This window comes from Verrucomicrobiia bacterium, assembly GCA_035765895.1.
GTDB lineage: Bacteria > Verrucomicrobiota > Verrucomicrobiia > Limisphaerales > DSYF01 > DSYF01.
This window is the reverse complement of the sequence record DASTWL010000089.1, coordinates 65,856-89,331: the sequence shown is the minus strand read 5'-3', so window position 1 is coordinate 89,331 and position 23,476 is coordinate 65,856. Positions and strand designations below refer to the sequence as shown.

17 protein-coding genes and 1 tRNA gene are annotated in these 23,476 nt (G+C 62.4%); 14 read left to right on the top strand and 4 right to left on the bottom strand.

The window, feature by feature from the left end:
• Positions 1–40 precede the first annotated feature (40 nt).
• Both VFV96_17665 and VFV96_17660 read right to left on the bottom strand, forming a co-directional pair.
• Positions 41–820 carry a prepilin-type N-terminal cleavage/methylation domain-containing protein gene (locus VFV96_17665; protein ID HEU5072235.1) on the bottom strand — a complete coding sequence of 260 codons (780 nt, stop codon included), beginning with the start codon at positions 818–820 and terminating at the stop codon, positions 41–43.
• 110 nt (positions 821–930) lie between these two features.
• Complete coding sequence (locus VFV96_17660; GenBank protein HEU5072234.1) at positions 931–4,563, bottom strand: LamG-like jellyroll fold domain-containing protein; 3,633 nt, start codon at positions 4,561–4,563, stop codon at positions 931–933.
• Positions 4,564–4,849: 286 nt separating this feature from the next.
• Here VFV96_17660 and VFV96_17655 point away from each other — a divergent pair, with 286 nt between their 5' ends.
• From VFV96_17655 to VFV96_17630, 6 genes are all read left to right on the top strand, one after another.
• Positions 4,850–5,062, top strand: a complete 213-nt coding sequence (locus tag VFV96_17655; GenBank protein ID HEU5072233.1) for a hypothetical protein — start codon at positions 4,850–4,852, stop codon at positions 5,060–5,062.
• A gap of 50 nt (positions 5,063–5,112) precedes the next feature.
• Entirely contained in the window at positions 5,113–6,927 is a 1,815-nt protein-coding gene (locus VFV96_17650; protein ID HEU5072232.1) for a glycoside hydrolase family 3 N-terminal domain-containing protein, read from the top strand.
• 230 nt (positions 6,928–7,157) lie between these two features.
• Positions 7,158–9,449, top strand: coding sequence for a TIM-barrel domain-containing protein (locus VFV96_17645; GenBank protein HEU5072231.1), 2,292 nt, complete (start codon positions 7,158–7,160; stop codon positions 9,447–9,449).
• A 7-nt stretch (positions 9,450–9,456) separates the two neighbouring features.
• Complete coding sequence (locus VFV96_17640; protein HEU5072230.1) at positions 9,457–11,394, top strand: hypothetical protein; 1,938 nt, start codon at positions 9,457–9,459, stop codon at positions 11,392–11,394.
• A 389-nt stretch (positions 11,395–11,783) separates the two neighbouring features.
• Positions 11,784–14,423 (top strand): DUF4982 domain-containing protein, encoded by a 2,640-nt coding sequence (locus VFV96_17635; GenBank protein HEU5072229.1) that lies wholly within the window; start codon positions 11,784–11,786, stop codon positions 14,421–14,423.
• A gap of 79 nt (positions 14,424–14,502) precedes the next feature.
• Positions 14,503–16,116: a sialate O-acetylesterase gene (locus VFV96_17630; protein HEU5072228.1), complete on the top strand. Its 1,614-nt coding sequence runs from the start codon at positions 14,503–14,505 to the stop codon at positions 16,114–16,116.
• A 137-nt stretch (positions 16,117–16,253) separates the two neighbouring features.
• On the opposite strand, the gene VFV96_17625 is transcribed toward VFV96_17630, so the two are convergent.
• Positions 16,254–16,330 (bottom strand) — tRNA-Met (locus VFV96_17625).
• Between the two features lie 200 nt (positions 16,331–16,530).
• On the opposite strand from VFV96_17625, the gene VFV96_17620 reads away from it, so the two are divergent.
• Genes VFV96_17620 through VFV96_17610 form a run of 3 tightly spaced genes read left to right on the top strand, consistent with a single transcriptional unit; the run spans position 16,531 to position 18,334 of the window.
• Positions 16,531–17,271 (top strand): pyridoxine 5'-phosphate synthase, encoded by a 741-nt coding sequence (locus VFV96_17620; protein ID HEU5072227.1) that lies wholly within the window; start codon positions 16,531–16,533, stop codon positions 17,269–17,271.
• A 40-nt stretch (positions 17,272–17,311) separates the two neighbouring features.
• Positions 17,312–17,884, top strand: coding sequence for a tRNA-(ms[2]io[6]A)-hydroxylase (locus VFV96_17615; protein ID HEU5072226.1), 573 nt, complete (start codon positions 17,312–17,314; stop codon positions 17,882–17,884).
• Positions 17,885–17,914: 30 nt separating this feature from the next.
• Complete coding sequence (locus tag VFV96_17610) at positions 17,915–18,334, top strand: hypothetical protein (protein ID HEU5072225.1); 420 nt, start codon at positions 17,915–17,917, stop codon at positions 18,332–18,334.
• Between the two features lie 42 nt (positions 18,335–18,376).
• On the opposite strand, the gene VFV96_17605 is transcribed toward VFV96_17610, so the two are convergent.
• Complete coding sequence (locus VFV96_17605; protein HEU5072224.1) at positions 18,377–19,036, bottom strand: haloacid dehalogenase-like hydrolase; 660 nt, start codon at positions 19,034–19,036, stop codon at positions 18,377–18,379.
• A gap of 46 nt (positions 19,037–19,082) precedes the next feature.
• On the opposite strand from VFV96_17605, the gene VFV96_17600 reads away from it, so the two are divergent.
• From VFV96_17600 to frr, 5 genes are all read left to right on the top strand, one after another.
• Positions 19,083–20,027, top strand: a complete 945-nt coding sequence (locus VFV96_17600; GenBank protein ID HEU5072223.1) for an aldo/keto reductase — start codon at positions 19,083–19,085, stop codon at positions 20,025–20,027.
• A 24-nt stretch (positions 20,028–20,051) separates the two neighbouring features.
• Positions 20,052–20,651 carry an RNA 2',3'-cyclic phosphodiesterase gene (gene thpR / locus VFV96_17595; protein ID HEU5072222.1) on the top strand — a complete coding sequence of 200 codons (600 nt, stop codon included), beginning with the start codon at positions 20,052–20,054 and terminating at the stop codon, positions 20,649–20,651.
• Positions 20,652–20,909, top strand: a complete 258-nt coding sequence (locus VFV96_17590; GenBank protein ID HEU5072221.1) for a hypothetical protein — start codon at positions 20,652–20,654, stop codon at positions 20,907–20,909.
• A gap of 10 nt (positions 20,910–20,919) precedes the next feature.
• A complete protein-coding gene (locus VFV96_17585) occupies positions 20,920–22,743 on the top strand; it encodes a hypothetical protein (GenBank protein HEU5072220.1) in 1,824 nt (607 codons plus the stop codon).
• Between the two features lie 88 nt (positions 22,744–22,831).
• Positions 22,832–23,392, top strand: a complete 561-nt coding sequence (frr, locus tag VFV96_17580) for a ribosome recycling factor (protein ID HEU5072219.1) — start codon at positions 22,832–22,834, stop codon at positions 23,390–23,392.
• Positions 23,393–23,476 lie beyond the last annotated feature (84 nt).

Sequence of the window (23,476 nt, the reverse complement as noted above, 5' to 3'; positions counted from 1 at the left end):
CCGTGCAACCCCTGTAACCGGTTGCTCCATCAGCCCTCGTTCACTTCTCTCCCGTGTGTTCCAACAGCCATTGCGCATCCTCGGTGTTCTTCAAGCCCCAGCCGGGTGCGCCGCCGTTCGGATCTGACCAGCCAAGGACGGGCACTTTGAGGGATCTCCATTTGTGCAGTTCGGAATGGCCGTCGGCAAAGCCAACCCCGCTGGCGCCGCCATGGTAAACCGCGGGAATGTCGTTGAGGCGGAATCCTTGGGGCGTTGGGGCGTAATCCACCCGCATGAAGGCGTCGTTGATGCTGTTGTCATCCTCATCGATGATCACGAAATCGAACGCCGCGCGCTGGATGCTCGTAATCTTGCCATAATAGTGCCAGTCGGCGCCGGACCAGCTCGGTTTGACATAGCGGCCGTAGGCGTCGCACGAGCCCATGACCGTATTCATGGAAACGCCGCGGAGCATGTTTTTCCGTTTGTTGCCGGAGCATTTGTAGAGCTCGATGCTTTTGGTGTAGGGGAAGAGCAGGGCGTCGCGGATGAGCGCGGGATCGTTGGCTTCAGCGGGGTTCTGCATGTTGCCGGCCGCCCAGGCCACGTTGGTCCGGCCGCCGCCGTTGAGCACGAGTTTCTCATCGTTGTCGCTCGAATACATCATCCAGGCGAGCAAGAACTGGCGGGAGTTGTTCACGCAGCGGATGCCCTCGGCCTTGACCTTGGCCCGGCTCAGCGCCGGCAGGAGCATGGCGGCCAGGATCGCAATGATGGCAATGACGACGAGCAGTTCAATCAGAGTGAACGCTTCTTTGTGGGAATTGTGCTTTTTCATTTCTCAATGACCTCGACTTTTTTTCGGAGAGCGGGGCCGGCTTGACGCCGGCCCCGCTCGCATGCGGTTCAGGCCAATGCCGTTTCCGGCATCGCCCACCCGCGGTCACCTCATGGCGAAACGAGAATGAAGAAGGCGGCGCCGTTCGTCGTGGGCGAATTGGTATAGCTGTAAGTGCCGCCCGCCCCGAACACGTTCGTCCACACGGGGGTCCAGTTTGCCAGCGGCAACGCGACGTTGGTGGAGGACAAAATCCGGTATGGTGTGCCCTCGATTCCAGTCGTCCCGCTGAGAACCAGTCCGCCGGCTGTCATGGCCGCGCCGCCAATCGTCGGTTTGGGCACGACCGAGACGTAGGCCGTGTTGGTCACGGAGGCCGAGCCTCCCGGACCCGAGACGGTCTGGCTGACGGTGTAGGAGCCGGGTGCGGCATACGCGTGCGTCACGTTGCCGTTGGGCGCGTTGAGCGTGTTGCCGTCACCGAAGTTCCAGAACACGTTGGTGACCGGGCTTGACGTGTCTGTGAAGGTCACGCTCTGGCCGACAAATGCATTCGTCGGCGAACCGCGGAATCCGGCCGTGGGGGCCGAGTAGCTGACGAGTTGAACCTCCACGGCGTTGATGGCGAATTCACTGTTGGTGGCGTGATTGGGCACCGATGGCGTGGGCGCGGCATCCACGTTCAACACCCCATTGGTAACCTGCACATTTGTGACTACCACCGAGCTGTCGCCATTTACGAAGTAGCTGAACTGCGTCGTATTGGTGGTCATGTCGCTTTGGTCTCCATTCGCCCCATGGACGGTGAACAGGGTTCCGCGATCCGACCAAGTCGCATTGTCGCCATGCAGGGCGAGGTTGTAAGTGCCATTGGGAACATGCAGGACGATGGCATTTGAAACCGTGACTCCGGCGCCCGGGAGATAGTAGGCGAATTGAGTCAACAATCCCCGGCGATCCGTGGCGGAATAGACCTGGGGAGCCGCGGCAATGGAGAAGCCGGCGTTGTTGATGTAGCAGGAGACGCCGGAATGCGTGGATCCATCATCCGCGTAATCGGAAGCGGAGGTGAAGTTTCCTCCGTTCCACTGCCCGTGGCCAGGAATCGGATTCCAGAAGTTGCCCTTGCCAAGAATTCCCCGCCCGGAATAGCTGCCTGATCCGTAGGCATCATACCACAGGTAGCCACTGCTGTTTGTAAACTGATAACGCGCGGTCCAGAGGCCGTTGGTCGGCACCGGGGTCAGCATGATGGAGGAAACCATGCTGGTGGCGGATCCCGAAGGGTTGAAAGCCACCATGCGGTAATCCTTGGAACTCGCGAGTCCGTTGCCGGACAGCAAGAGCGTCGAGGCGTTCGCTCCCGCCACGCCGTCACCATTGACGAGGTCGGTGAAAACGCCAACGCCCGGCTGGCTCCACTGCCATTTGACGCTGGGCGAGGGCGCGCCGCCGGCCTCGCCCGTGATCTGAGCTTCCTGCCACGGAAACATCGGGCCGATGACGCTGACCGGCTGCTTGGTGATGCTCGGCGCAATGGCGGACACGCCGATGGCCTTGAGGAACAGGTCCTGGATTTGCGCTTCGCTAAACGCCTTGTTGAAGACGGCGACTTCATCCATGCTGCCGTAGAAATTGCGGTCGATGGAAGTGTCGCTGCCAAGCCAGGTGGTCCCGCCACTGAAGGCGGCCGGCGCATTGCTGACAGTCTGTGTTGCCCGGAGCAGGTTGGTGGTGCCCATGCCCGCGTCAACGTAGTAGAGATAGAGCGTGCTGTTCGTTGGCCTGATCGTCAGCGCGACGAACGACCATTGGCCGGCGGGGGGATAGAGTCCGGAGTGGAAGCCGGAACTCTCGCTGCTGGAATTCCACAGGTAACCGAGTTCTGCCATCGTGGTGTTCGTATCCGTATTGCTGCCAAAGTTAAGGCCGGCCTTGTTCCCGCCGTTGTTCCACATGAGCAAGCCGGTGCCTGCGCCTTGGGCGATGGCCGGGTTGATCCACGCGGTGATGGTCACCGTGTTCGTGTTCAGGTTCAGCGGCGGCACGGTGACGAACGAGTTGCTCACGTTTTTGACGAAATACGCGCCCACGTTGGCGGCCTCGAAACCGGGGAAGTCCGGCGCCAGGGGCGCCGATTGATAGTCACTGCCGCCCGTGCCCCAGGTGCCGTTCAAATTGTGACCGCTGTAGTCGTAGGTCTGAAGGGAACTGCCGACGTTGTCCAAGGTCTCGTTCAAACGCCAGTAGGCCACCGGCCCGTTGGTGAACACGTCATACGGATACGCCGTGTCCGCGGTCGGCACGGGGGGCGCCGCCAGGATGGCGAGCGGGGTGGGCGTGCTCGTGGTGCTGCCCATGAAATTCACGGCCTCCAGCTGGTAGTTCGCGGCCGACGACAGTTGTAGATTGGTCACGGTCAGGGTGGTGTTCGTTTCGCCCGCCAGATTTACATCGTTGGTCTGCCAGTTGTAGGTGATGGGTTGCGGTCCGCCGAAGGCGGCTTTGAAGCTGATGCTGCCGCCGGCGTAGGCATACGCCGCGGAGACTCCATTGCCCATGCCGGGAGTCGTGTCCTGCGTGATGTAGGGCTTGACAGCCGGGTTGATGTTGAGGGTGACGACGGAACTGGTCGAAGCGCCGTGGATGTTGGTGACGATGACCCGATAGTTGATGGTGATGGGGATGGTGTTCGTGGGCGGAGGGGCGATGTTCAAAGTCGTGTTGGTTTCATTGAGGAGATCGCTGTTGGGCTCGCCGCCGCTGCCGTTGTCCGTCTGCCACTGATACCAAAGTTGCGGGTGGAAGGGGTCGCCCGTCGCGACCTCGCTGAGCGTCGTGGTTTCGCCGGCGTAAATGGTGTCGCTGGGAGCGAACGTCGGCGTGGCGGCCGTTGGGGGCGCCGGGTAAACCGGGATGAGTTGAAAGCCGTTCAAGCTGGAAGTGTAATTCGGCTGCGGGCTTTGAATGCGGAGCAGCACGGCGTCATTCGTGAGGCCGCTGAAGAACATGTAGTTTGCGTTGTAGGTGGGATTGTTGGGATCGGTGGACGTGATGGGCGCAAAGGTCCCAACAAACGCGTCGTTGTCCCGCCGGAACAAATGCGGAGTGAGGCTGCCGCCCTCGACCATGGTGCTGGACAACGGATCTCCGCTGACGGACTGAACCCAGCCCTCGTTCAATTGCCAGTAACTATAGCCCTTGGTGTAGAGCACCACCGCGTAGCCTTCCGCGCCGCTGATGCCGCCATACCAGGACTGGAGCCCCTTGATGTAAACAAGCGGTTTGTTGTTGACCGTGCAGCCGTAAACTGAATTGGCAAGGGCGGTGTTTGTGCCCGGCCCCCAAGTGGAGAGAAATCCATCCATCAGCTTGCCGTCCGGCGTGCCCAAACCCGCGCCCGCGCCCGTTGCATCCGAGAAAGCGCTGTCCCAGTTCAGTGTGAGCGTCACGGGACTGCCCAAGTTATTCGTGACTACGAAGCTGCCCCCACCGAAGGATCCGGCGTTGTTCCAGTTGGCCTGCGGGTAGGCGCCCGCCACTTCCGACGGCAGCAGTGCGTTGGGACGGTCGTCAATGCCGACGCCGTGGATGCTGCTGAGGTTGGTGTTAACAAAATTGATTCCGATGGCCTGAGTGGGATCAGGTCCGACGGGGAGGGCGTTGGCGCGCGGGCTGCCGAGGAGCGCGAGCCCGGCGGCAAACACCGACACGGTGGCCATGAGGTTGCTGGAGGTTTTCATAATGCTGGGATCGTTTGGTTGTGCGGACACCGTCTGCGGTCAGGTGCGGTCATCTATTGGTTTGATTGTGTGGACTGACTGGCTCCACCGCAGGCATTGCCCCGTTTCTTTGCCGGGCGATGCCAGAGGTGGATGCGTGGTCAACGATTAGGAGAAACGCCGCCGTCCGTCATCTCGCTAAAACTAATGATGCGGCCGCAAGCCGTTGAAACCGGCCCGCAGCGGGCCGCCATCACTACTTTTGACGACACGCCCACCGCCGAAAATCCGCCCCGCTGCACGACCAATGACGCCCGCCAAGGCATCCCTGACACGTCACCAGTTCCGCGGCCTTTCCGCCGCGCGGCGCACCACGGGCAACCTCGTGGCCGATGCCTGCGGGCATGCTTGCGGTTCGCTTTCGCTTGGTAATCCCATCCGCACCTTCCGCTCGTCTGAAGCCGATCACTCCCGCGGTCCGGTCCCCGACATCGTTTCTTTTGACGACATGACCGGCTGAAGGGGCGCCGCTATGCTCGCCAAAATAAATTTGCGCGTCTTGCGCCAACCATGAATCAAACCTTGCTCCTCTCCGCCGCCGTCGTCGTATTGATTTCCGCCATTAACGCTCACGGAGCGCCGCAGTTTTCCGAACACGAAGCCGCCGCCGCCGCGCTGCTGTCGCGGATGACGCTCGAGGAAAAAATCGGCCAGATGGTGCAGGTGGATTCGTCGGCGCTGAAGGACCGGGCCGATGTGAAAAAATATTTTCTCGGCTCGGTTCTCAGCGGCGGTTCGTCTGATCCAGCCAGCGGCAACACGGCGCAGGACTGGCTGAAATTCGTCAATGAGTTCCAGGCGCAGGCGCTGCAAACGCGGCTCAAGATTCCGATCCTTTACGGCATTGACGCCGTTCACGGCCACAACAACGTGGATGGCGCGACGGTTTTCCCGCATCACATCGGGCTCGGCGCGACACATGATCCCAAGCTGGTCGAGCAGGCCGAGCATGTGACCGCGGAGGAATGCGCCGGCACCGGGATGCGCTGGGCCTTCGCGCCGTGCGTCACCGTCCCGCAAGATCCGCGCTGGGGCCGCACCTACGAAGGCTACGGCGACGAGCCAAATTTGGTTTCCGAACTCGGGGTGGCGGCAACGATCGGCTTTCAGGGTAAAGTGCTGTCCGCCGATCCATCGTCTGTGCTCGCGTGCGCGAAACATTTCCTCGGCGACGGCGGAACCGTGAATGGCGATGATCAGGGCAACACCATCTGCGACGAAGCGATGCTGCGCCGAGTCCATTTGCCGCCGTATCGCGCGGCCATCGCAGCGGGCGTGGGCTCAATCATGGTTTCCTACAACAGTTGGAACGGCGAGAAACTGCACGGGCAGAAACATCTTCTGACCGATGTGCTCAAAGGAGAGCTGGGCTTTCGCGGTTTCCTCGTGTCCGACTGGGCGGCGATTGATCAGATCGAGACCAACAACTACAAGCATTGCATCGAACGCTCGATCAATGCCGGGCTCGACATGATCATGATTCCGAACGGGCCGGGCAAAAAGAACAGCTACGTCGAGTTCATCACGGACCTCAAGGAGCTGGTGGCGGAAGGGAAGGTGCCGCTATCGCGGATTGACGACGCCGTGCTGCGCATTCTGCGGATCAAATACGAGATGGGATTGTTCGACAGCACCGCAGTGGACCCGGCGCTCAGGGCGAGCATCGGTTCGCCAGAACATCGCGCGATTGCGCGCCAATGCGTGCGCGAATCGCTGGTGGTGCTCAAGAACGAGAAGCACACGTTGCCGCTGGCGAAGGACCTCAAACACCTCGTGGTGGCGGGGTCGGCGGCGGACGATCTCGGCGTGCAGTGTGGTGGCTGGACGGTGGACTGGCAGGGCAGGCACGGCAATGTGACGCACGGCGGAACGACGATTCTTGCGGCTATTCGCAACAGGGTGTCGCCGGAAACGAAGGTGACCTTTTCGCCAGATGCGAGTGATGTGCAGGATGCCGATGCGGTGATTGCAGTCATCGGCGAACCGCCTTACGCGGAGGGGAACGGCGATCGTGCGGGGCTTTATCTGTCCGCTGATAATGTGGCGTTGATTGCGAAGGCGAAGGCCGGCGGCGCGCCGGTGGTGACCCTTCTGCTTTCGGGCCGTCCGTTGATTTTGGGTCCTGCGTTGGAGAACAGCCGGGCATTCATCGCCGCATGGCTGCCGGGGACGGAAGGGCAGGGCGTAGCTGACGTCCTGTTCGGCGACTTCAAACCCACCGGCAAACTGCCGCGCCTCTGGCCCGCCAGCAACGCGCACCTGCGCAGCGACGATCCCGACACAAAGCCACTCTTCCAACGCGGTTACGGGCTGACCTGGAAATGAAAAGGAATTTTATCGTGAGGAACAAAATCAAAAACAGTTCTGAAGATGCGAGGGGATTGGCCGGACGATCTTCAGAAAGGACTGCGGCTTACAAAGGTTTTTCCCTCTCCTTGGGGGAGAGGGGCAGGGTGAGGGCGGGCGTTACGCCACTTTGCGCCGGCGTCGCGCTATTACTCGCCACGGTTGGCGGCTTTGCCGCAAATCCTGCCCCTCGCCTGCTGAACGAGCCTGTGGACGTCAGCGGCGATTTCCGCGATTTCGCCAACAGCTATTACCTCGCGGATCAGGTCACTCATTTCGACCCGGCGACCGCGTCCGGCATGATTTCCTGGCAGCGCGCGGAATACCAAACCCGGCAGGCGTTTGACAACATGCTGGGCGTCATCACGCCGGTGAAACCGAACGAGTTTCCCGCCAACGAATACGCCGCCGATCCGGAACTGCCGTTCTCGATTGAATTCGTCTCGCCGCGCACGATTCGCATCCGCGCCACCAGCGGGCCGCAGTTTCACAAGCCCGCCGATGAACTCATGCTCGCCGGACCAGTGCCGAAGGACAACTCGTGGAAATACGAAAAGCTCCCCAACGGCCATCGTTACAAGAGCGAATTCGGTTCGGTGACGGTCATCGAGAAGCCGTGGCACATCGAGATTCGCGACGCAGCGGGCAAGCTGCTCACGCAAACTGATCACGCCGAAGATAACAAGACGAGTTACACGCCGATTCTGCCGTTCTCGTTTGTGCGGCGGACAACGGATTACTCGCGCAGCATGGATGCGGTGTTCACGCTGTCGCCCGGCGAGAAAATCTTCGGTTGCGGCGAATCCTTCACCGGCTTCGACAAACGCGGGCAGAAAATCGTGCTTTGGACCGACGACGCGAACGGCGTGCAGTCGCGCGAAATGTATAAGCCGATTCCGTTTTTCATGAGCAGCCGTGGTTACGGGATGTTCATTCACACCTCGTCGCCCGTGACCTGCGACTTCGGCAGCTACTTCAGCGGCATCAATTCGCTGATGATCGGCGACGACGAACTGGATCTGTTCGTCTTCCTCGGTCAGCCCAAGGACATCCTCGATGAATACACGAAGCTGACCGGCAAATCGCCGATGCCGCCGCTGTGGTCGTTCGGGCTGTGGATGAGCCGTTGCACCTATTTCAGCGAGAAACAGACGCGCGAGGTCGCCGACAAGCTGCGCGAGAACAGGATTCCCTGTGATGTGCTGCATCTCGACACCGGCTGGTTCGAGAAGGACTGGCGCTGCGATTACCAATTCTCGAAGTCGCGTTTCACCGATCCGGCCAAGATGATCAGCGATCTGAAGGACGAAGGCTTTCACATCTCGCTCTGGCAACTGCCGTATTTCGTTCCGAAGAACACGCTCTTCGATGAGCTCGTCGAGAAGAACCTCGTCGTGCGCGACGCGAAAGGAAATCTGCCTTACGAGGATGCGGTGCTGGATTTCTCGAATCCTGAAACCGTCGCGTGGTATCAGGGCAAGCTGGCCAACCTGCTCAAGCTTGGTGTCGGCGCGATCAAGGTGGACTTCGGCGAGGCCGCGCCCGTAGATGGCTTGTTTGCGTCGGGCCGCTCCGGTTTCTATGAACACAATTTGTTTCCCTTGCGCTACAACAAAGCCGTCGCGGACATCACGAAGAAGACGACCGGTGAGAGCATCATCTGGGCGCGCAGCGCGTGGGCCGGCAGCCAGCGGTATCCGTTGCATTGGGGCGGCGATGCCGAGAGCACGGACCAGGGCATGGCCGCAGAATTGCGCGGCGGACTGTCGTTTGGCCTGAGCGGGTTCACGTTCTGGAGCCATGACGTGGGTGGATTCACGGCGCGGGCGAGCGAGGATTTGTATTTGCGCTGGCTCGCGTTCGGCATCTTCAGTTCGCACACACGCTGCCACGGGACTGCCCCGAAGGAACCTTGGGAATACGGCCCGGCGTTCATGGATCAATTCCGCCGCACGGTTGAAATGCGCTACAAGTTGATGCCATACATTTACGCGCAGGCGAAGGCATCCTCCGAACACGGATTCCCGATGCTGCGCGCGTTGTTCCTTGAATTTCCTGACGATCCCGGCGCGTGGCAGGTGGATGATGAATTTTGCTTTGGCTCGGATATGCTGGTCGCGCCGCTGATGCACGAGGGTGAACGCAGCCGCGCGGTGTATCTGCCGCCGGGCAACTGGATTGATTACCAAAGCGGCAATTCCTACACGGGCGGCTGGCGGCAGATTGAGGCCGGCCCGGTCCGCGCGGTCATCATGGTGCGCGACGGCGCGGCGATCCCGCAATTGCCGCTCGCGCAGTCCACGACGCAAATGGACTGGTCGAAGCTGGAACTCGTCGTGTTTGCCAAGGAGGCGACCACGGCCAGTGGGCAGGTTTGCCTGCCGGCCGACAATCAACTGGAGACCGTCACGCTCACCAAGTCGGGTGATGCGTGGAAGTCTGCAAACCAGCCGTTCGCTGTTAAACTTGCGGCGGCCCTGCGTCCGCCCGCTCAAAACTGATCTGCTCATGAAACCACTTTTCCCACCGTCGCTTCGCCGAGCCTGTGCAACGCTGTTGCTGGCGGTTGTTTGTTTCGCGACGCCGGCCGGCGCCGGTCAATACACCAACTTCAGCACGGCCATTTACATCCCGGTCAGTGTCATGCTCGGGTTCCAAAATCCGGCAAAGCTGGCGGAGGATTGGGAGCGCATCCACGCGCAACTCAAGGTGGACAAGGTTTACCTGGAAGTGCAGCGTGACCGCACGCTGGCGAGCGACGAATTGATCGAGCAGGTGAAATCGTTCTTCACCCAGCGCGGCGTTCAGGTCGCGGGCGGCATGGCGTTGTCCGACGGCGGTGCCGGACAGTTCCGGTCATTCTGCTACACGGACCCGGAAGATCGCGCCTTCATCCAGCGGGCCGTCGAGCGCGCGGCCGGGCATTTTGACGAGGTGATTCAGGATGATTTCTTTTTCGTCACGACGAAGTTCGATTCCGACCTTGCCGCGAAGGGCGACCGGAGCTGGACGCAATTCCGTCTCGACCTGATGAACGACGCGGCCGAGAACCTGTTGCTCAAGCCGGCGCGCGCGGTGAATCCGAAGGTGAAGATGGTGATCAAGTTCCCGAACTGGTATGAACATTTCGCGGGCTCCGGCTACGACCTCGACAAGGAGCCGAAACTTTTCGACGGCATTTACACCGGCACGGAGACGCGCGACCCGGAAATCACGGACCAGAATCTCCAGCAATACGAGAGCTACCAGATCTTTCGTTACTTTGAGAACATCAAGCCCGGCCGCAACGGCGGTGGCTGGGTGGACACTTACAGCATCCGCTACATTGATCGTTATGCCGAACAACTTTGGGACACGCTGTTCGCGAAGGCGCCCGAAATCACGCTGTTCGAATGGTCGGCCATGACGCAGCCCATCGTTCCGGGCGACCGCTCGGCGTGGGAGAAATTGCCAACCAGTTTCAACCTCGATGAGGTGATGAAATCAGGGAACGATCTTTCCGCGTCTGCCGCGGCTCCGACCATCGCGCGCGTCGCGGGTTACTCGTTGGAACAGGTGGACGCGTTGCTGGGCAAGCTCGGCGACCCCATCGGCATTGCCAGCTATCGTCCGCCGCACGCCGTGGGCGAGGATTTCCTGCATAACTATTTTGGCATGATCGGCATTCCGATTAATCTGCAGCCGACATTCCCGACCAACGCGGATACCGTGCTGTTGACGGAGTCCGCGAGTTTTGATCCGGACGTTGTCGCACAGATCAAAGGCCGGTTGCGCGCCGGCAAGACGGTCGTGATCACCTCCGGCCTCCTGCGCGCGCTGCAAGGGAAGGGGATCGAGGACATCGTGGAACTGCGCTACACGGACCGGAAGATTTCCGCGCGCGAGTTTCTGGGCGGCTTTGGCGCGGGCGACGGGGCCAGCCTCGGGAGCCCGGCCGACGGCGACATTCTTTTCCCAGACATTCGCTTCCTCACGAACGACGCCTGGCCGGTCATTCGCGCGCTGGCCAATGGCCGCGGGTATCCACTGCTGCTGATGGAACGCTACGGCAAAGGCGTGCTTTACGTCTGGACCATGCCTGACAACTTCAACGACCTCTACCGCCTGCCGCCGGACGTGACAACCGAACTGAAGAATTACCTCATGGCCGGTTTCCCGGTGCGGGTGGATGGCCCAAGCCAGATCGCGTTGTTCGCCTACGACAATAACACCTTCATCGCGCAGTCTTTTCGCTCCGAGCCGGTTGAGGTGACCATCGCAGTGGCGGGCAAGTTCACCCGGCTGCGCAACCTCGCCACGGGCGAACTCATCGGCGCCGTGCAACCGGCGGGCGACCATCGCCGCAGACGTTCAAACGCCGCGCAGACAATCTTCAAAGTGCGTTTGCTGCCGCACAGCTACGCGGCATTTGCGGCGGAAGCGGGCGTGCTGGCGGCCGAACGGTGAACCAGTGCTTCGGATGGCAGTGGTCTTGAAACGCGGGCTGGGCTCGAGTTCCTGCGCCATCAGGGGGAACACATTGCCCACCGGCAGCACTCCTCGTTCGCTCGCGGCACGTTGGTCCGTCAGTGAACTTGGGGCCGGTTCAAACTCGCTCGTCAATTTTTCCCAGCTCACAAAGCCGCCGGCCCGGCGGGCTTTAATGACAGCTTGTCCCCATCTCATCGCGGGTTTTCACGTTTGAAGCGAAGCCGCCAGCGGCCGGCGATGTCGCTGGTCACGGCCCGGCCGCCGACTTATGCTTCCCGCGCACGGCTTGGAGCTACTGCTCGGGAGTGATCCGGGAGTGAAATCCAGCTGCGGTCGTGTCAATCCTTGTGCTCAATCTACGCCCAATGACTTTGCGAGGCGCGGAGCCGTTGCGGCCCGGGTTTGGTCTGGCTGCGTTCCGGGGCTGGTTGCTGGCCCTCTCGTTTTGTGTCACCGTCGCGGCGAGCGCAGCGCCCCCCTTCGTTCCCCCGGCCTCACCACGCGTCGTCGTCAGCTTCAACCGCGGCTGGAAATTTTTCAAAGGTGACCTGACGAACGCGGCGCGCGTCGATTTTGATGATTCCCGGTGGGAGGACGTTTCCGCGCCGCACACTTACAACGACGTGGATGCTTACGCGCACCTCATCAGCCACAGTGGCGGCGACCGGCGGACCTTCGCGGGCGTCGTGTGGTATCGGAAGCATTTCACGCTGCCGACCGGCGCGCAGCGGGGCAAGGTGTTCCTCGAATGCGAAGGACTCAAGCAGGCCGGGCGTTTCTGGGTGAACGGCAAATTCGCCGGCCAATCCGAAAACGGCGTGACGCCGTTCGGACTCGACCTGACGGGCTTCGTCCACTTCGGCCGCGACGGGAACGTCATCGCGGTGAAGGTGGACAACCGCGATGATTACCGGGAAGAGGGGACGGATACCGGTTTCGAGTGGATGGGCCGCGCGTTCAATCCAAATTACGGCGGTCTGAACCGTGACCTGTGGCTGCATCTCACCGGCGGTGTCTATCAAACGCTGCCCCTTTACGAAAATCTCAAGACAACCGGCATTTACATTCACGCCGCGAACTTCGACATCCGGAACCAGACATGCGATGTCACCGTCGAATCGCATGTGTCCAACGAGTCCGGCGATTCGCAGGCCATCATGCTCACGGCGGTGGTGGTGGATGCGCAGGGCAACGTGTGCGCGCGGTTCGCGGGGGGCACGTCCGACTTGGTGGACGGCGAAAAGGATGTGTTCAAGGCCGGCGGCCGGCTGACGGGTGCGAAGTTCTGGAGCGACACGTCGCCGAACCTTTACGACGTTTATACGATTCTGACCGTGGCTGGAAAAACGGTGGATGTGTGCAAAACGCGGACTGGCTTTCGCAAGACGGAATTCAAGGGCGGCGCCGGCACGGGCGGGGTTTATCTGAACGACCAGTTTGTCTGGCTCACCGGTTATGCGCAGCGCTCCGCCAACAGTTGGGCCGGGCTTGGGCAAGCCTACCCGGACTGGATGCACGACTTCGACGCGCAGCTTATTCGCAGCACGCACGCCAATTACCTTCGCTGGATGCACATTGCGCCGCAGCCCGTGGACGTGCGCGCGTGCGACCGGGCCGGGATCATTGAGGTGTGCCCGGCCGGCGACAAGGAGAAGGACGTGACCGGGCGCCAGTGGGAACAACGCACGGAGGTGATGCGCAATGCGATCATCTATTTCCGCAACGCGCCGAGCATTCTTTTCTGGGAGGCGGGCAACAACGTCATCACGCCGGAGCACATGGCGGAAATGGTGGCGTTGCGGCGGCAGTTTGATCCGGACGGCGGCCGCGTGATGGGCTATCGCGGCAACAGCGACAACGCTGCCAACACCGTGCTGACGCCGGTGGCCGAATACTATGGCGTGATGGTGGGCCAGGATCCGCGCACCGACGCGCTGACCGGGCCGGCCGACATGTTCCGTGCCTACAGCGCCCAGCGGCGGGACCGTGCGCCGTTGCTCGAGGCCGAGGATTTTCGTGACGAGGCGGCGCGCCGTTTCTGGGATGATTTTTCACCGCCGCATTTCGGCTTCAAACCGGGCCCGGATGACACCTATCACTGGAACTCGGAAACGTTCTGCCTGGCCGCGGCGGTGCGTTATCACGATTACGTGAGGAACATCATCACGAACGCAGACCCCGCGCACGCCAGGTGGTCGGGCTACGCCTCGATCTATTGGTCGGATGCGAACGCCGACGGTCGGCAGGAGAGCAGCGAAGTCTGCCGCGTCAGCGGCAAGGTGGATGCCGTGCGCCTCCCCAAGCAGGCGTATTATGTGTATCGTGTGATGCAAAGTCCCGTGCCCGATATTCACCTTATCGGCCACTGGAATTATCCGATGAATACTGTGAAGACGGTTTACGTGGCCGCCAACCATTGCGACGCGGTCGAACTGTTCGTCAATGGCCGGAGCGTCGGCACCACCAACCGCGCATGCGAGTTTACCGACACGTTCGGGGGGCGTGACAAGAACCTGGGCAACACCGGCTTTATCTACGCGTTTCCGAACGTTAAATTCGCGCCCGGCCAAATTGCTGCCGTGGCGAAGGCGGGTGGAAAGATTGTCGCGCGGGACGAAATCGAAACCGCCGGCGCGCCGCAGCGGCTGCAGCTCACCCCGCACGTTTCGCCGGCGGGCCTGCGCGCGGACGGCTCCGATGTTGCGTTCTTCGACGTGGAGGTTGTGGATGCGCAGGGCTGCCGTTGTCCGACCGACGAGGCGCGGGTGGATTTTAAACTCGTTGGTCCGGCGATCTGGCGCGGCGGTTACAACAGCGGCAAAACCAATTCTGTGAACCACCTCTGGCTCGACACCGAATGCGGCATCAATCGCGTCGCCATCCGTTCCACGCTGACGCCGGGCGTGATTACTTTGACGGCGTCCCGTTCTGGTTTGAATCCCGCGGTGGTTCAGGTGTCGGCGGAGGCGCCGGATGAAAGCGCCGGCCGCAACGGGCTTCAATGAGTCGTGGCCTGATGCAAACCACGCGTCGCATTTGCGCCGGCCGGGGCCAAAGCCCGGCGGTCCGTTTACCACTGCATTCATGAGAACCTGTTCATTTGCCATCGGCTTGCTTGCCGTTGTTTGCTGCGCTTCGTTGTGCGCGGAGCCGTCCGGGACGAACCATGCCGCCCGTGCGGTGGTTACGCCGCCGGCCCGGGAGCACTTTCACATCTACCTGTTGATGGGCCAGTCGAACATGGCCGGCCGGGACACCCGCGCGCTGGCGTCGCAGTTAGATAATCCTCGCGTCCTTGCGCTCGATGAGCGGGGGCGGTGGGTGGTCGCACACGATCCAATTTTTCCCCAACGCGGGCGCATCCAGCCCGGTGCCGGACCGGGGATTCCGTTCGCGCTCAAAATGCTCGCCGCTGACACGAACCTCACCATCGGCCTCGTGCCGTGTGCGGTGGGCGGCACGGCCCTCCGCCGTTGGGTCAAAGGCGGCGATCTATACGAGCGAGCACTGACGCTGGCCCGAAGTGCGGCGCAATCGGGTGTCATCAAGGGCGTGCTCTGGCATCAGGGCGAATCGGACAGCGATCAGGAGGAAAACGCGAAAACCTATGAGGCGCGGCTGACGCAGATGTTCAAGGACCTGCGGGCGGATTTGGACCAACCGCATCTGCCCATTGTGGTCGGACAGTTGGGAGAATTTCTGAGCCCGAAAGAACATCCGTATGCGCCCGTCGTGCGCGCCGCCCTCCAGCACGTTCCCACGGTGCTGGACGACTTGGGCTACGCCGATTCAGCCGGGCTGGGCGACAAGGGGGACCATCTGCATTTCTCCGCCGCGGCCGCCAAGGCGCTTGGTGAACGTTATGCCGCGGCGATGCGACACCTGCTCGATGATCAATCGCAACTCGCATCCGTGGTGGCCGTGGTCGAGGTCTGGCCGGCGGGCCGGATGCCCGGTCGCGGGGCGGGGGAACCGGAGTCGTTTTTCTCGCCGGAAAAAACCGATGCCCGGCGCATCACCAACGTGAGCCACCCCACGTTGACGGTTTTTCCTGGACCACGGCCGCATTCGCCGACGCTCATTGTCTGCCCCGGCGGCGCGTATAAGTATGTGGTGATGGACAAGGAGGGCACCGAGATCGCGAGCTGGTTGAACTCGCTGGGCATGGGCGCGCTGGTTTTGAAATACCGTGTTCCCCACAACCGGGAAGGCGCGCTGCAGGATGTCCAGCGCGCCTTGAGCCTCGCCCGGGCGCGCGCGGCGGAGTGGAACATTGATCCCCGGCGGCTTGGCGTCATTGGTTTTTCCGCGGGCGGAAACCTCGCTGCGAGGGCCAGCACGCAATTTGGTGCGCGCCGCTATCCGGTCATTGACGCGGTGGACGAGCAAAGTTGCCGGCCCGACTTTACCGTGCTGGTTTACCCGGCTTACCTGGACGATGGCGCGGGTCACCTGTCCCCCGACCTGAATCTTTCCGCAGACATTCCGCCCACGTTGATCATCCATAACGAGGACGACCCGACGTTTGTTGCCGGCAGCAAGCTGTATCACGCGGCGCTGGACGCGGCGCAGGTTCCCAACCAATTCGTGCTCTACGCCACGGGCGGGCACGGCTACGGGTTGCGCTGCGAAAAGGACGCACGCGCCTGGCCCGGCGCCGTGGCCGACTGGCTGCGCTCCATTCTGGCGCAAAAATGATGCGTGTTTGCTTTCCCGATCGCAAAGGCCCGCGTCAAATGGCCGGGGCCGTTGAAGTAACGATGGAGCCCGTGACGGGAAGAGCCAATAACCAATAAAAAAACGGCCCTGAAAACGATTTCAGGGCCGTTTGAAATTGGTTGCGGGGCTAGGATTTGAACCTAGGACCTTCAGGTTATGAGCCTGACGAGCTACCGGGCTGCTCCACCCCGCGTTCCGGGACGCAGAACCTATCAGAGTGCGCGCCCCCGAAGCAAGGGGCATCTTGGTCTAGTTTGCAGAAATTATCCTCGGCGCGGCGCCCGGGATAAAGATGACGTTCGCCCGGCCGGTGCCGGCATGCCGTCCCAAGCCTTGCTGCGGTGAACTTCCCGCGTGACGCCGCACGCGCATTATGGCAGACCAACGCCGCTCATGCTGAAGCTGGGTGTCAACATTGACCATGTGGCGACGGTGCGCGAAGCGCGCTACCGCGGGCGGGTGGCTGGCGAGCCCGATCCGGTGGCGGCGGCGCGGCAATGCGAAGCCGCCGGCGCACACGGCATCACCGCGCATTTGCGCGAGGACCGGCGGCACATCCAGGATCGCGACGTCCGCAAGCTCCGCGAAGTGATTCGGACCCGGTTCAATCTGGAAATGGCCAACGCGCCCGAAATCGTCAACCTCGCGCTGGGGCTGAAGCCGGACATCGTCTGCATCGTCCCCGAGCGCCGGCAGGAGGTCACCACCGAAGGCGGGTTGGATGCGGTGGGGCATTTGTATTCGTTGACCGAGACGCGGCGCCGCATGAACGACGCCGGCATCGAGGTCAGCCTGTTCATCGCGCCCGACGTGGCGCAAGTGGCGGCCGCGGCCAAAATCGGCGCGCAATTTGTCGAATTGCACACCGGCCAGTTTGCCGAGCATTTCGGCGACGCCGCGGCGCGGGATAGGGAATTGCGCCGCCTGATCACCGCGGCGCGCGAGGCGCAGGCCGCCGGGCTGCGGGTGAACGCCGGCCACGGCCTGAATTACGAGAACCTCGCCGTGCTCAAACAGGTGCCGCACCTCGTCGAATTGAACATCGGCCACAGCATCGTGAGCCGCGCGGTGTTCACCGGCTTGACGCAGGCCGTGCAGGACATGCTCGCTGCGATGGCGGGTTACGCCGGCTGACGGTTTGTTCCGCGCTACGCCGGAGTTTGCTTTTGCTGTCATGCTCCTCTTTCGCGAAAAAATTCCCGCCGACTGGCTGCCACGCATGCTGGCGCATCTGCCGGCGGTGCTGGTGGACCACGCGCAGCTCGAGCGCAAAGCGGCCACCTCCGCGCTCAATCTTGAGAAGTATCCCGACCTGCATGATCGCGTGCATGAACTGAACGCGATTGCGATCGAGGAGCTGCAGCACTTCGAACTGGTGCTCGGGCTGTTGCGCGAACGCGGGATTCCGTTTCACAACACCCATCCGAGTCCGTGGATCAGTGGGTTGATGCGGGCGGTGCGCAACGGCAGCCGGCATCAGGCCATCGATCATTTGATTTGTGCGGCGTTGATCGAGGGGCGCAGCTGCGAGAAGTTTCAAGTGCTCGCGGCGGCGCTGGAGCAGACGGACCCCGGATTGTCCAGATTTTATGCAAGTCTGGTCGAATCCGAGGGCAATCACTACGCCACCTATCTCATCATGGCGCGGCACATTGACGAGTCGGAAACCCAGCAGCGGCTGGATTTTTACCTGGACCTGGATGCGGTGCTGGTCCGGCAACCGCATGGGCATCCCATTCTCCATTGAGAATGGAACGGGATTAGCATCAACCCATGCATGCTTGGCATTCTCAAACGCTTCACGGCCCCGGAACCGGCCCCGGAATATCGCGACGGCCTGCTGGGGGTGCTGGTCAGCGAAACCGACGGTGAATGGTGCGGTGAATTCGCGTTCCGCAATTATCACGTCAAGGTTTTCCTGCCCGGGGCGAAGTATCATCCCAGTTCCACCCGGGTGGCGTTCGCGCGCAGTTTGCTGTCCGGCCTGGAGGCCAAGGTGGAATCCGGGCTCGACTTTGCGGCGCGCCTGAACCCCAGCCTGTGGCGTGGCCGGCTGCGGTTCGCCGCGCTCAATCTGCTGGGGCAGACGGCGGGCGATGCGTTTGCGCTGGACTTTGTCATGGTCGGCGAACGGAAGGGAAAGTTCTGGCAGGTCCGCTTTGAGGGGGGGCAGCCGGTCCATCTGGAACACCGTTGAGCGTTTCCTGAACCGGAACTGGCCGCGCGCAAGGGTGGGAATTTACCAGGGCGTGCGGCAGGGGTTGCCCGGTTCTTCGGGGAACACCCGTGCGACCGTGGCCCGCTGTCGCGCTTGTGCGAGGAGTTCCGCGGAGGCGTTTACCACGATGGCCTGGCGCGCCGCGACCCACACATTCAGGTCCATCGCCGAGTTGCCCGCGTAATCAAACCCCCTCAAACCGAAGCGTTCGGTGAGCACCGCCGCCTTGGCGCGGCCACGCAGATTCCGCCGGCCATCGCTGCCCAACACCTCTGCGAACAGGCCGAACCGCTCCGCAATGCGCTCGGCCAATGCCTGGTCGGAAGCCGTGGCCAGAACGAGCCGGCGCCCGCGCGCCTTTTCCGCCCGCAAAAATGCCACGAATCCGTGATGGAACGGCAGCGTGGCGAGATCCACCCGGGCCCGGGCGGCGAGTCTGCGTTTCAAGCGCGCGCGTCCCTGCACAAACCACACCGGCACGAGCAGCAACACCCACGGGCGCCGCCGCGCCACGTCCTTCAACGACTCCCACAGCATGTCCGTGTTGAGCAGGGTGCCGTCGAGGTCCACGCACAGCGGGACCGCGAGATCGTCGGGGGCAGGGGCGGGGACGTCGCTCACGCCCGCATGCTGGCGGAGAACGGCGGCGGTTGACAAGCCCGCCAAGCGCATGCGTTTCATGGTTTTCACGGCGGCCCCGTCCCGCTTACCCTTGCGGGCGGCGAACATGAAAACCATTGAACTTGGCAAAAGCGGTCTGTGCCCGAGCGCGCTGGCCTACGGTTGCTGGCGCGTGGCCGGCACGTGGAGCCCTGGCGAAGTCACCCCCGACGTCGAGGCCGCCGGACGGCGCGCCATCCACGCCGCCTACGACGCGGGCTTCACGTTTTTCGACAACGCCGACATTTACACCGGTGGCGTGTGCGAGCGAATTCTTGGTCAGGCACTCCGCGAAGCGTCGGGGATGCGCGAGCGCGTGATCGTGGCGACGAAGGGCGGCATCTGCCGGCCGGGCGAACCGAATCCCGATTCCCCCCACCGCTACGATTCTTCAGCGGAACATCTTGAACGCGCGTGCGAAGCCTCCTTGCGCCGGCTGGGGCTGGAAACGGTGGACCTCTACATGATCCATCGCGAGGACTTCCTGGGCGATCCGGCGGAAATTGCGGCCACGTTTGACCGGTTGCATCGCGCCGGCAAGGTGCGCTGGTTCGGCCTGAGCAATTTCCGCCCGACCTTCGTCGCCGCGCTGCTCAAGTTCTGCCGCCAGCCGGTGGTCACGCACCAGTTGGAAATCAGTCTCGCCCGGCTGGCGCCGTTCACGGATGGCGCGCTGGACCAGTGCCTCGCCGAGCAGATGACGCCGCTGGCCTGGAGTCCGCTGGCGGGCGGATTGATCGGTGACGGGGCGACCAAACTGCTGCCCGCGCAGCGCGCCTACAAGCTGGACACGTTGCTGCCGGTGTTGGAGGAAATTGCCACGGCGCGCGGCGTCAGCCGGACGGTTATCGCCCTTGCCTGGCTGATGAAACATCCCAGCGGAATCGTGCCGATCGTGGGTTCGGCCAACCCCGGGCGCATCCGCGAAGCCGCGAAGGCGGCGGACCTGGAATTGACCCGCGAAGAATGGTATCGGCTCTTCGTCGCCGCGCGGGGCGAGCCGTTGCCGTAAAGCCGGTCGATCCCGAATCGCGTCATGGACGCTGTGCCAAGCCTTCGCCTGTTTGTCGCGCTGCCGCTGCCCGCGGAACTGGTGACGCAGTTGATCGCGGTGCAGCGGGAATTGCGGGACGTGTTGCCGCCCCACTCGACGGCGTGGGTGAAGCCGGGCGGCCTGCATCTCACGTTGCGTTTTCTCGGCGCCGTGAACGCCGCGCGCGTGCCGGAACTGGAACAACGTCTGCGCGCCGGGTTGCGCGAGCAGGGCGAACTGAATCTGATGTGCGAACGCCTCGGCTGTTTTCCCGACCTGCGTTTCCCGCGCGTGGTCTGGGCCTGGGTTCACGCTGCCGACGAACAATTAAACCACCTTGTTCAGGCGGTGGAGATTGCGGTTGCGCCGTTCGCGGAAAAGCCGGCGGACGCGCGCTTCGTTGGTCATGTGACGCTGGCGCGTCCCAAGCAAATCCGGCGCGCCGACGCGGAACGGTTGGCGCGGTTCGTTGAAGGCGCTGCCACGCGTCGCTTTGGCGAATGGCGTGCGGGCGTGGTGGAATTGATTCAGAGCCGCCTGGGTCCGGGTGGCAGCGAATACACGACGCTCGCCACGCTCAATCTGCTTCCGGATTTACGCTGAATGCCAACTCCTCCGCTCAACTCACCCCGACGCCGCCCGGAGCGGGCCTTGCTTGGCGCCTTCACGTTTGCGGGCGCCATCCTCGGCGTCGGCCTGTTTGGGCTGGCCAAGGTCGTCCTGCTGCTGGCGCATGAACTGAACTGGATTGCGGAAGTGCCGGACCTGGGCGCGGCGTGGATCTGGCTGAGCACCGGCACTTTTTGTGGATTGGCTTTTGGTCTCGCGTTGGTTTCCCTTGGCCGGCGCAGGCAATCCTAATCATCAAACCATGAGTGAAAGTTCACTGAAACGTTCCGCGGAGTTTTTGAAAGTCGCCGACCAGTTCAGGCTCGGCGAGCTCGTCACGGAATCATCCCATCCGGTCACGGCGAAGTTGAGCGAAACCGCCCGGCGCGATATTGCGGCGGCTTTGGGGCAGTTGTTCGAGGTGGACGACGACGTCGTGCGGAAGTATCGCGAAGTGGCGGCTGATGGGCGCTTGGGGGCGATGGCGGACACGGTGAGCCGGGCGCTGCGGGCAGGCGGCAAAATTTTCTTCACGGGTTGCGGCTCCACCGGCCGGCTGAGCATTCAACTGGTTTCCATCTGGCGGGACTTTTGGCAGCAGCGCGGTCAGGCCGACTGGGAGAACCGCGCGTTCGCCGTGATGGCGGGCGGGGATTACGCGCTGATCAAGGCGGTGGAAGGTTTCGAGGATTTCACCGCCTTCGGCAAAAAACAACTGGCCGACCTGGGCGTGGCGTCGGGCGATGTGGTGTTTGCCATCACCGAAGGCGGCGAGACGTCCTTCGTCATCGGCACGGCGTGGCAGGGCGTTGAAGCCGGCGCCAAGGTGTATTTCGTTTACAACAACCCGGATGACATCCTGTGCGAGCACGTCCAGCGCAGCCGGGAAGTGATCCAGGACGCCCGCATCGAGAAACTTAACCTCACGACCGGTCCCATGGCCATCACGGGCTCCACGCGCATGCAGGCCACGAGCATCCAGCTCGCGGTGCTGGCGACGGTGCTGGAAATGGTGGCGCGTCAGTTGACGGGGCACGAGGAGGTGGACGCCGTTCCGGCGCAGTTTGCCGCCCAACTGGCCGCGGTGCAGGCCGTATTGAAGTCCGCCGAACTGCGGTCGCAGCTGGCCCGGCTGGTCGCGCTTGAGGAATCCGCCTATCGCGCGGGCCGCAAGAACAATTACTTTGCGGACCGGGTGGGGATCGACATGCTCACCGACACCACCGAACGCTCGCCAACGTATTGCACGCCGCCGTTCCGCAAGTTTGACGACACAACGGCGACCGAATCCTGGGCGTTTCTCTACGTGCCTTATCCGGATTCGCCGACGGCGTGGGAGCGCATCTGCAAGCGCGTGCCACGCTGCGTGGACTGGCCGGCCGAAGCTGTTCGCGGGCTCGTGCCGGAGGACAAGCTGGCCCGCACGGAAGAGATCATCGGCAAGATCGGCTACGGCGAATTGATGCGCTTTCGCATCGGGCTGGACGGTTTGCCCAACCGTCCGTTGGGTGCCGGCGACAGCGCGGTCGCGCTGGTGACGGAGGCTGAGAAAGAGGCCGTGCTCGCGCCGGACGGTTTCCAGCGGACGCAATTGGAGGCGGCGCACAAGGCCGGCGCGCGGACGGGATTGATTTTCGTCGGCAGCGCGGCGGCCGGCCGCGAAGTTGGCGAGTTTGCGGCGGGATGGAATCCTGATTGCGTCATGGTGCGGCTGGCGGTTCCGACCACGGATTTTCTGCTGGATGGCGTGATGCGGGTGGGGCTGAAGCTGCTGCTCAACGCACTGTCCACCTGCACCATGGTCCGGCTGGGTCGCGTGATGGGGAACACGATGATCTGGGTGGTGCCCAGCAATCTGAAACTCATCGACCGCGCCACGCGCTACATTGCCCGGCTGGCGAAACTGGATTATGTGGCGGCCAATCAGTTGCTGTTCGAGGTCATCGAATACGTCGAGCCGCGCATGAAGGCCGATCAGGCCTATCCGCCAGTCGTCGGCGTCTCGGTGCTGCGCGCGCGGCAGGGGCTTGGCAACGAGGAAGCCGAGCGACGGTTGATGGCGGAGCTGGCGGGGGAAGGTGTCTGAACGGTCCGGCGTTTCCGGGCGGCCGGGTTTTGCGGTTGTCAGTTGCCGCTATACACTTCGGACCGGTTCTGCTAGCGTCCCCCCACTTATGCCAAGCGACGAGATTTTGTTGGAAGCGGAAGAGAAGATGATGAAATCCGAGGAAGTCGTGCAGCGCGAGTTTGCGGGCGTGCGCACCAGCAAGGCTTCCCCGGCCCTGGTCGAAAACATCCAGGCGGAGGTTTACGGTTCAATAATGCGCATCCGCGAACTGGCCAGCATCACCACGCCCGAGCCGCGCATGCTGGTGATCCAGCCGTGGGACGTCGGCTCATTGCACCCAATCGAGAAGGCCATTCAAAAGGCCAACATCGGCATGAACCCAACCATTCAAGGCAAGCTCATCCGGCTGGTGTTGCCGGAACTCAGCGAAGAACGCCGGCAGGAATTCGTCAAACTGGTTAAAAAACTGGCGGAGGAAGGGCGTGTGGCCATCCGCCATGTGCGCCGGGATGCCATGGAAACGCTTAAGAAGGAAAAAGCCGCGGGCAAGATTCCCGAGGACGAGGAAAAGCACGCGGAGAAGGAACTGCAAAAGCTGACGGATGATTACATCGCCAAGATCGACGGCCACGTGGTCAGCAAGGAAAAGGAAATCATGACGGTTTGACGACCTTTGCCCAATTTGAACGACGGCCGGCGGGCAACCGCCGGCCTTTTTGTTGCCGGCCGAAAACCGCTTTTTGCAAATCCG

Excerpts from the sequence above, each read along its gene's own strand:
- VFV96_17600 (HEU5072223.1), top strand. The coding sequence starts at position 19,083 with ATGAAAACCATTGAACTTGGCAAAAGCGGTCTGTGCCCGAGCGCGCTG.
- VFV96_17650 (HEU5072232.1), top strand. The coding sequence starts at position 5,113 with ATGAATCAAACCTTGCTCCTCTCCGCCGCCGTCGTCGTATTGATTTCC.
- VFV96_17585 (HEU5072220.1), top strand. The coding sequence starts at position 20,920 with ATGAGTGAAAGTTCACTGAAACGTTCCGCGGAGTTTTTGAAAGTCGCC.
- VFV96_17615 (HEU5072226.1), top strand. The coding sequence starts at position 17,312 with ATGCTCCTCTTTCGCGAAAAAATTCCCGCCGACTGGCTGCCACGCATG.
- VFV96_17660 (HEU5072234.1), bottom strand. The coding sequence starts at position 4,563 with ATGAAAACCTCCAGCAACCTCATGGCCACCGTGTCGGTGTTTGCCGCC.
- VFV96_17590 (HEU5072221.1), top strand. The coding sequence starts at position 20,652 with ATGCCAACTCCTCCGCTCAACTCACCCCGACGCCGCCCGGAGCGGGCC.
- VFV96_17655 (HEU5072233.1), top strand. The coding sequence starts at position 4,850 with ATGACGCCCGCCAAGGCATCCCTGACACGTCACCAGTTCCGCGGCCTT.
- VFV96_17610 (HEU5072225.1), top strand. The coding sequence starts at position 17,915 with ATGCTTGGCATTCTCAAACGCTTCACGGCCCCGGAACCGGCCCCGGAA.
- VFV96_17630 (HEU5072228.1), top strand. The coding sequence starts at position 14,503 with ATGAGAACCTGTTCATTTGCCATCGGCTTGCTTGCCGTTGTTTGCTGC.
- VFV96_17620 (HEU5072227.1), top strand. The coding sequence starts at position 16,531 with ATGCTGAAGCTGGGTGTCAACATTGACCATGTGGCGACGGTGCGCGAA.
- VFV96_17605 (HEU5072224.1), bottom strand. The coding sequence starts at position 19,036 with ATGAAACGCATGCGCTTGGCGGGCTTGTCAACCGCCGCCGTTCTCCGC.
- VFV96_17635 (HEU5072229.1), top strand. The coding sequence starts at position 11,784 with ATGACTTTGCGAGGCGCGGAGCCGTTGCGGCCCGGGTTTGGTCTGGCT.
- VFV96_17665 (HEU5072235.1), bottom strand. The coding sequence starts at position 820 with ATGAAAAAGCACAATTCCCACAAAGAAGCGTTCACTCTGATTGAACTG.
- frr (HEU5072219.1), top strand. The coding sequence starts at position 22,832 with ATGCCAAGCGACGAGATTTTGTTGGAAGCGGAAGAGAAGATGATGAAA.
- VFV96_17640 (HEU5072230.1), top strand. The coding sequence starts at position 9,457 with ATGAAACCACTTTTCCCACCGTCGCTTCGCCGAGCCTGTGCAACGCTG.
- thpR (HEU5072222.1), top strand. The coding sequence starts at position 20,052 with ATGGACGCTGTGCCAAGCCTTCGCCTGTTTGTCGCGCTGCCGCTGCCC.